Genomic DNA, 6811 nt, shown 5'->3' with positions numbered 1-6811 from the left:
CGGTTTTCCGCCATTAAAAAAGGGTAAGAGACTGATGGAATAGCGAATACGCTGGGATTGACCGGAGCGACTGATAAAGTCGTGGTCTTTCGTGATACTGGTGATCACCACGGGTCCATGGAGAAGGACACTATAGGTGGTATCATTGATCCAACGAAGCATCTGGACCGGCTTTGCTCTTTTGATCGTTGTGGTGATGGCATCAATGGCTACACGATCACCAAATTCTTCTGGAAACCAAACGCCATGAATGGTTTTGGGATCATTGCCATAGCCAGTAAATTGCAAACTAGGCGACCTGCCAAAACGCTCCATAGAAACCCATGAGGCAGAGAATTCCTCTTCAAAAGATTGGAAATTAAGCCAGTCCACATAAAATTGATGTGGACCTAACATCATCAAAGGATCTTGCATGCTCCCTCCCATTATTCTATTCCCTCATGCAATGCATTAGCGCGTGCCCGTTGAATAGCGTGAGTAACCGTTCGACCATTAGCAACAGGATCACGAGCGCCATTGACATGCACCGTGACATTTTGAGTGCGATACATAAGTTTGTGTGTCCTTCCCCTCATTGCCTTCCTGCCATTATTCGGTCCCTCCATGTAGGGCATTGGCGCGTGCCCGTTGAATGGCGTGACTAACCGCACGACCAGTAGCAACAGGATCACGCGCGCCATTGACATGCACCGTGACATTTTGAGTGTGAGTGATGGCAGAGCGGTCTTTCTCTCTTTGCTCTGAGACCAAGTGATTGGCATGAGAATAACCTGCAAATTGTGCTATGGGTTGAATGGTTGTTTTGCCCCCAAGCCAACTTGGCAAATGAAACAGGTCGGATAAATCAATCGACCCAATCCAGCCCTTTATGCGACTGGGCAAAGATTTAAAAAAATCCATCAAGCCTGTGATGGTCCCCATAAAGCCATCGACAATCCAACTGGCTAAGTCTTCCCCTGCTTGCTCCATGCCTGCTTTGGCATCCTCAGAGAGCGTTTCGCGGGCAAAAAAACTTCCCAACCAGCTCCAAAAGTTGGAAAGGCTTTGTTTAAAGCCCTCCCACACATTGCCAAACCACTTGCCAACAGCGCTAAGTCCCTGTTTGAACTTTTGCCAATGGGCAGAAAAATCAAAGGCAGCAGCAATAATGTTTTTCCAACGCGTGATGGTAGCCGTATCGGCGCCAAAAAAGCGCATGACCGCTTCAAAGGCACGACCAAAAGCGCGTATTAGCCCCCGTGTAAAACCTTTGACAAAGGAAGAAAAACGATCCCAATATTTCCACAAAACAAAACAAGCAGCCACGATCACAGCTACAACAGCGGCAATCAGAGCACCGATTGGGCTAAAAACAGCCCCAACCACAGAGGCTATGCCAGCAGCAATCACTTCTATCGCTGTCCCTATCCAACCAAAAGCGGCGGCGAATGCGCTTCCTGAGATCATAATCCCCCGAAACGCTGCCACGAGTAAAGTCATGGGACGCAAAAGTCGAAGTGAACTTGCCCCAAGACCTGTGGTTAGCAAGCCCAGTGAACGCCCTGAAGCCAATAGCCCGCGCCAACTTGCAGCAAGACCACGACTCACAGCACCCATCTTGATAAAAGACGTGATCAATTGAAGAAGCCCAAGACGTGTGCCAGCAAAAGTAAAGCGCAACACACGCAAAGCAATATTAAAAGCCATCAGAGCGGCAATGGTTTTGATAATGGCGCTTGTTAAAGTGGGATGAGCATTCGCCCACGCCATAAGAACATTGATAAAACCACCAACACTTTCCATCAAACTGTTGAGGGGGGGGCAGAAGCACTTCACCAATGGTAATCCCCAAAGCCACGATACGGTTTTGCAACAGTTCAAATTGCCGCATAGCACCGGTTGCTTGTTTGTCTGCCTCTTGTTCGACAGAGCCTTTAAAGACTTTTGGATCTTTCACATACTCTAATGCTTGCCCTAACAGCTCTGGGTTACCCACCAATTTGGCAAAATCACCGGTAAAGTCTCGCCCAGCAATGGCAATCAGCGAACGCATACCCTGTTCTGATTTTGCTAAAACATCAAAAAAGCGCACCAAAGTACCAGTGGCATCTTTGTCCAGATCTTCCATGAATTTTTCGCGGGAAAGCCCAATATTGGCAAAAGCATCTTCAATATGTTTACCCCCTGCCTGTATGCGCGCACTCATGGCATTAAAACCACGCGCTGCACTCTCTGGGACAATCCCAGCAGAAATCATCGCCGTACCAAAAGCCGCTGTTTCGCGGGCTGTCAGTTTAAACATGGTTGCCGCTCCGGTAGCCCGATTGGTAAAATCAGAAACTTCACTCGCCTTTGCCGCCATGTGGTTAGAGAGATGGTTGATGGCATCGCCTAGATCTTCAATGCTCGTCTGATTAAGCTTAAAGACATTGCGCAATTTGGCAAAGCGCTCTCCAATCTGATCCCCGCTCATATCAAAAGCAACCGCTGCCTTGGCAGCATAAACACTAAAAGCTTCTAAATCTTGTTGGCCAATTCCTGCTTGGCTGGCACTGGTCATCAGTTCTAAAACTTCACGGGCGGCGAGAGGGGTCTTTGTCGAGGTTTCCAAAGCAAAACGGCGCAATTCCTTTAAGCGATTAAGGGGGGCATCCAGAACCTTTTCCAAGCCTTTCATCGATTGATCAAATTGCATGGCTTTATAGAGCGGAGCAATTAAGGTTGCGGTTTGGGCAATGGCTCCTACCATACGACCACGTGCATGGATAAAAGCATTTTCCGCATTGGCTGTTGCTTCCTTCAAGTGCTTAGGGTCAAACCAATTTTTAAAGTGTTGCCTTGTCTTGTTTTGGAAATGCGCAACATCGCTACTGAAAGCTGCAAGATCACTCTTGGCAGAGGCAAGCCCCTCTTGCAGATGATTCACAAAACGGACAACAAGGGAAACATCCATGATCGCATCTCATCCTAACATTTGGCTTTCATATTCTTGGGCTTTCAGGCGGGCTAATTCATAGCGATAGGAGACAACATCAAGCCAATCCATCTGGTTAATCTCTAGAGCCGACCAGTGATAATAAAGAGCTAGCTCTGCTCCAAATTGTCCAGCATAGGGGATTGGCGTTGCGTAAAAAAAGCAAAAAAAGCCTTAAACACTGCCACAAGATCAACAACATCAAGACGATCAATAAGTTCAACAGATTCATGAGACATCTCTGCCAAAAGCGCTGTAATACCTTCTGTCGCCTCATGGGTAAACAAAACTTGTGAAAGCTTAAGAATGAGAACATCATTGCTAGGGGTTTTTTGCTCTGCAAATTCAGGTACAAGCAGCTCTGTCAACTGTGGTCCAATCAGCACAGACAATTGCTTGGCATGTTTGAACGTGGGGCGATAAAAGGTCAATTTATGCCGTGTCGCTTGCCTGCCCTCACTGTCTTGGTACAGAATGGGAACAGCTAATTCCACCTCAATACTGGTTTGTAAACTTGTCATGATCAATTCCTATAAATTAAGTATAGAACGGCGACGCCCACCAATATCTTGCCCATTACGCACGAGCCAACCACCCCGTTTAAACGAGAAACGATGTAAAACAGAGCCATCCCAAAATTCCGTATAGTCCCAAATATTTTTGATCTCGCAATCATAGCCTGTCGCTTTTCCAGCCGTTAAGCTTTCGCTATCGACTTTGACCAAGCGCCCTGTAACATCAATGGAATGTTCATGCTCGCGCCCATCTTCTTCAGACACCACATGTTTTTTGCCGGTAAATTTATGACGAAGACCAGGAGGACCGCCAAAGATACCGATGATTTCGGGCGTGTGGCTGCGGATTTTCATTTGCAAGGTTAAAGCTTTCACACCAAGACCACTCACATCAATTTGCATGTCAGATCCCCCTGGTTGATAGGTTTCTGTGATTTCTTCCAACGTGGGAAGTTTGAGCGTTTCAAGATCAAGATGAAGATTGACATCATCATCAACAATCAGGGTAAAACCACGAACAATTCTTAACGTCATACATCACTCCTTGCTGCCTTGCGATAACCCTCAAGCGTATCGCCAAATGCATAGGTCATTTTATTTTGGATATCTTCAGAGAGCCGATTAAAGTAAGCATCATTGCGCCGGCTTCCAAAGCTTAAATCTTCTAGTGGGGGGACTTCTTCTGCATCAAATTCCACCCGCAATTTTCCCAATTGCAAATTGCTGTTTGAATTCAAATCACGGTCAAACCAAACCCGCCCCCCTAAAAGCGCACCGCGCGCAATCATATCATCAAGAAACTGTGTAAGGCTGCGGGTAATGGCAATGACATGTTGACCGGTCAGATTCTCGTCATTCGCCCAAGGGCGTAAATTGTTAATGATGGTTTTTTCCAAGGCTGCGCGGGTGCGTACCACATTGACAAAGCGCCAGAGTGGATCACTGGAGGTGGTGTGATTGCCCCATAAAATGCGCCCATTGGCAGCCATTTGCCCATGCGCATTTTGGCTAAGGCGGGCGGGAATAAAGGTGGCAATATCGGCTTTATTGAGACGATTAGCCTCATGATCAATTTCCCCATCAAAATAGCTAATGGGGCGCGCTGTGCCTAAAATACCTTTAACATCTTGGTTGGAGGGAGACCAAAAAACACCTCCCTTTTGTTTGTCCCGTTTGATAAACATGGCTGCCACAAAGGGGCTTGCGGGTTTTATACTAAAGCCCCCCTCACTATTTGCTACCCGCACAAAGGGATCAATCAGATAACAAAAGCGTGAAGAGAAATCCGCACGAAAGGCAAGGCTTTCTTCCATATTTTTGCCCCCCGTATCGAACACCGCAATGGCTTGTAGCTTTTCGGCAACCTGTTCTAAAGAATCTGCTAGTGGATTTTTAGCATTATCAAGGCGCCCTGCACTATAAGCTGGCGCTAAGAGAATGCCAGGTTCCACACCTAAATGCCCTCTAGCATGCGCTAGGGCATGAACACCGGTCAAAGCCGTATTCGACCCCACCATTTCGGCTTGTGTCTCAGCAATGGTTGACTTTTCTTCTACCCGCACAAGGATCACTTGTGCTTCGATCCCTTGCGCACGCACGGCATTGATAACATCAAGGGCTGTTCCTCTTGTCCCAAGCTTTTGGATTTTCTCTGTCTCATGGGTAAAGATCAACACGGGCTCGTTGAGGGGATAGGTCTGTGCATCCGCATCAGGAGCTGTAACAACCGCCCCAATAGCGGTTTGACTAAACATCTCTAAAGGGCGAGAAACTTGATCATCCTCAATGAGGCGAATACCATGATTAAATTCTGTTGCCATCTTGTTCTCCAAATCAATGAAGAGACAATAACAAGCATCACCATGCTCCATAAGCCTGACACTGTCAGTCAAAAAAGTTCTTTAAAAGGGCTTTGAAAGAGCAATAAAAAGACTTTGAAAACAGACAAAACCTTTAAGAACTTATATAAAAATTTTTAATTTAACTGCACCATCTCTATCCCGTCCAGCACCTCTTGCTGTTCCATCCTCGCCATCTCGATACCCGCCGCCACCGACCTAATTCAGCACCGTTTCCTCCATTATCACCATACTGGCTTTTTCCACCTTTACCTCCATTATTAGGTACATTACTACTACCACCTCCTCCCCAAGCCATGATTCAATATCAGTGTCATCTGTCACTCAATCAGGCCATTGAATTCTCCCATTTTGCGTATAAAGTAATTCAGCATCAGCAAGTTCTGGCAAATTAATGGGGTTAATCGTAAACAAATTTTTGAAGTTTCTTTATTGCTGTCCATATTTCCCTATTAAGAGCATCCACTTGCGCTTTGGTATAAACAAGATCACCGTCCACTTTAAGCGGACCTTTTAATGTGCTTCCTGTTGCACTTAAACGAGTAACTTCTACGTTGTTATGGATGAGGCTAAACGAAGAATTGTTTGACAGTTCTAAGCCACCGTTCATGGTAACTTTGCTCGTAAATTTATTATAACTTTTCCATTCATTTGAATTAGCTAAGCGCCCATAATAGATTGTGAGAACTCTATTAATTTTGTCCCGTGTTTCTTGCAGGGCAGTATCTGTTTCATCTTTTGTATAAACAGCTTCACCATCAATTTTCAGCGGTCCTTTCAACATACTTCCGCTTGCACTTAAACGTGTCACCACTTCACCATTATGGATAAGGCTAAACGACGAATTACCCAACAGCTCAAAACCGCCACTCATGGTGACTTTGCTGGTAAATTTATTATAATTCTGCCATTCATTTGGGCTTGTGAGACGACCATAGGCTGTGAGATCTTCATTAATCTTGGTTCTAAAGTCATCCAATCCAACAATATCTTCTGTTTTATGTTGATGGGTGCCTAATAAGGAAACGGCACTGCCAAAGGTAAAATGATTGTTGCCTGCTTTATAGAGCACATAGTTATTTGCCGCATCTTTTGCCCCCTCGATATCGCTTAAATCAGCAAAAGTGAAGGTTTTATCGGCTGGCATCTTGCCATTGAGGGCTGTTTCAAGACCATTCACATCACTTATCCTATGGGTATGCTGTAAAGGCGCTTTGTTATCTGTTTTTTCCTCAACCGTTATAAGAGCTTGATCAAGTTTATTGAGATTATCGCGCAAGATTGGAAATTCAGAACTGATAAAGCGTCCTTCTTGAGGCAATTCCATGTCGAGTTTTTTGGTTTTGCTCATTTTTTATTCTCCCATCACAATATGCCAGCACCAAAATCGCTCACCATTGACCGTGCCGCCGGTCCACCGGTAAGGGTGAGTTTAAGGCGCGCTTGTCGTGCTGTTTTGTCGCTGCTCACAAATTTACGCTCTG

At 45.6% G+C, this 6811-nt stretch carries 6 protein-coding genes and 2 pseudogenes; all 8 read right to left on the bottom strand.

The features are described 5' to 3' along the window. Positions 1-414: phage tail protein (locus ABD917_RS08375; protein WP_345119617.1), on the bottom strand; the 414-nt coding region annotated here is incomplete at its 3' end. Positions 415-425: 11 nt separating this feature from the next. Beyond that, the gene (locus ABD917_RS08370; protein WP_345119616.1) at positions 426-551 is read right to left on the bottom strand and encodes a hypothetical protein; all 126 of its coding nucleotides are present in this window, start codon (positions 549-551) and stop codon (positions 426-428) included. Positions 552-588: 37 nt separating this feature from the next. Further along, a pseudogene (locus tag ABD917_RS08365) lies at positions 589-2932 on the bottom strand (phage tail tape measure protein). A gap of 131 nt (positions 2933-3063) precedes the next feature. Further along, positions 3064-3474: a hypothetical protein gene (locus tag ABD917_RS08360; protein WP_345119615.1), complete on the bottom strand. Its 411-nt coding sequence runs from the start codon at positions 3472-3474 to the stop codon at positions 3064-3066. Between the two features lie 9 nt (positions 3475-3483). Next, complete coding sequence (locus ABD917_RS08355) at positions 3484-4002, bottom strand: phage major tail tube protein (protein ID WP_277623306.1); 519 nt, start codon at positions 4000-4002, stop codon at positions 3484-3486. Further along, on the bottom strand, positions 3999-5288 hold the full coding sequence (locus tag ABD917_RS08350) for a phage tail sheath C-terminal domain-containing protein (protein ID WP_345119614.1): 1290 nt from the start codon (positions 5286-5288) through the stop codon (positions 3999-4001). The genes ABD917_RS08355 and ABD917_RS08350 overlap by 4 nt, the downstream gene beginning before the upstream one ends. A 175-nt stretch (positions 5289-5463) precedes the next feature. Further along, the gene (locus tag ABD917_RS08345; RefSeq protein WP_345119613.1) at positions 5464-5625 is read right to left on the bottom strand and encodes a hypothetical protein; all 162 of its coding nucleotides are present in this window, start codon (positions 5623-5625) and stop codon (positions 5464-5466) included. 396 nt (positions 5626-6021) lie between these two features. Further along, a pseudogene (locus ABD917_RS08900) lies at positions 6022-6678 on the bottom strand (Bgr_08870 family protein); the annotation flags it as partial. Positions 6679-6811 lie beyond the last annotated feature (133 nt).

The sequence above is a fragment of the Bartonella pachyuromydis genome (genome assembly GCF_039543065.1).
GTDB lineage: Bacteria > Pseudomonadota > Alphaproteobacteria > Rhizobiales > Rhizobiaceae > Bartonella > Bartonella pachyuromydis.
Note: the sequence above shows the minus strand (reverse complement) of the source record. Positions and strands in the feature narration are given on the sequence as shown.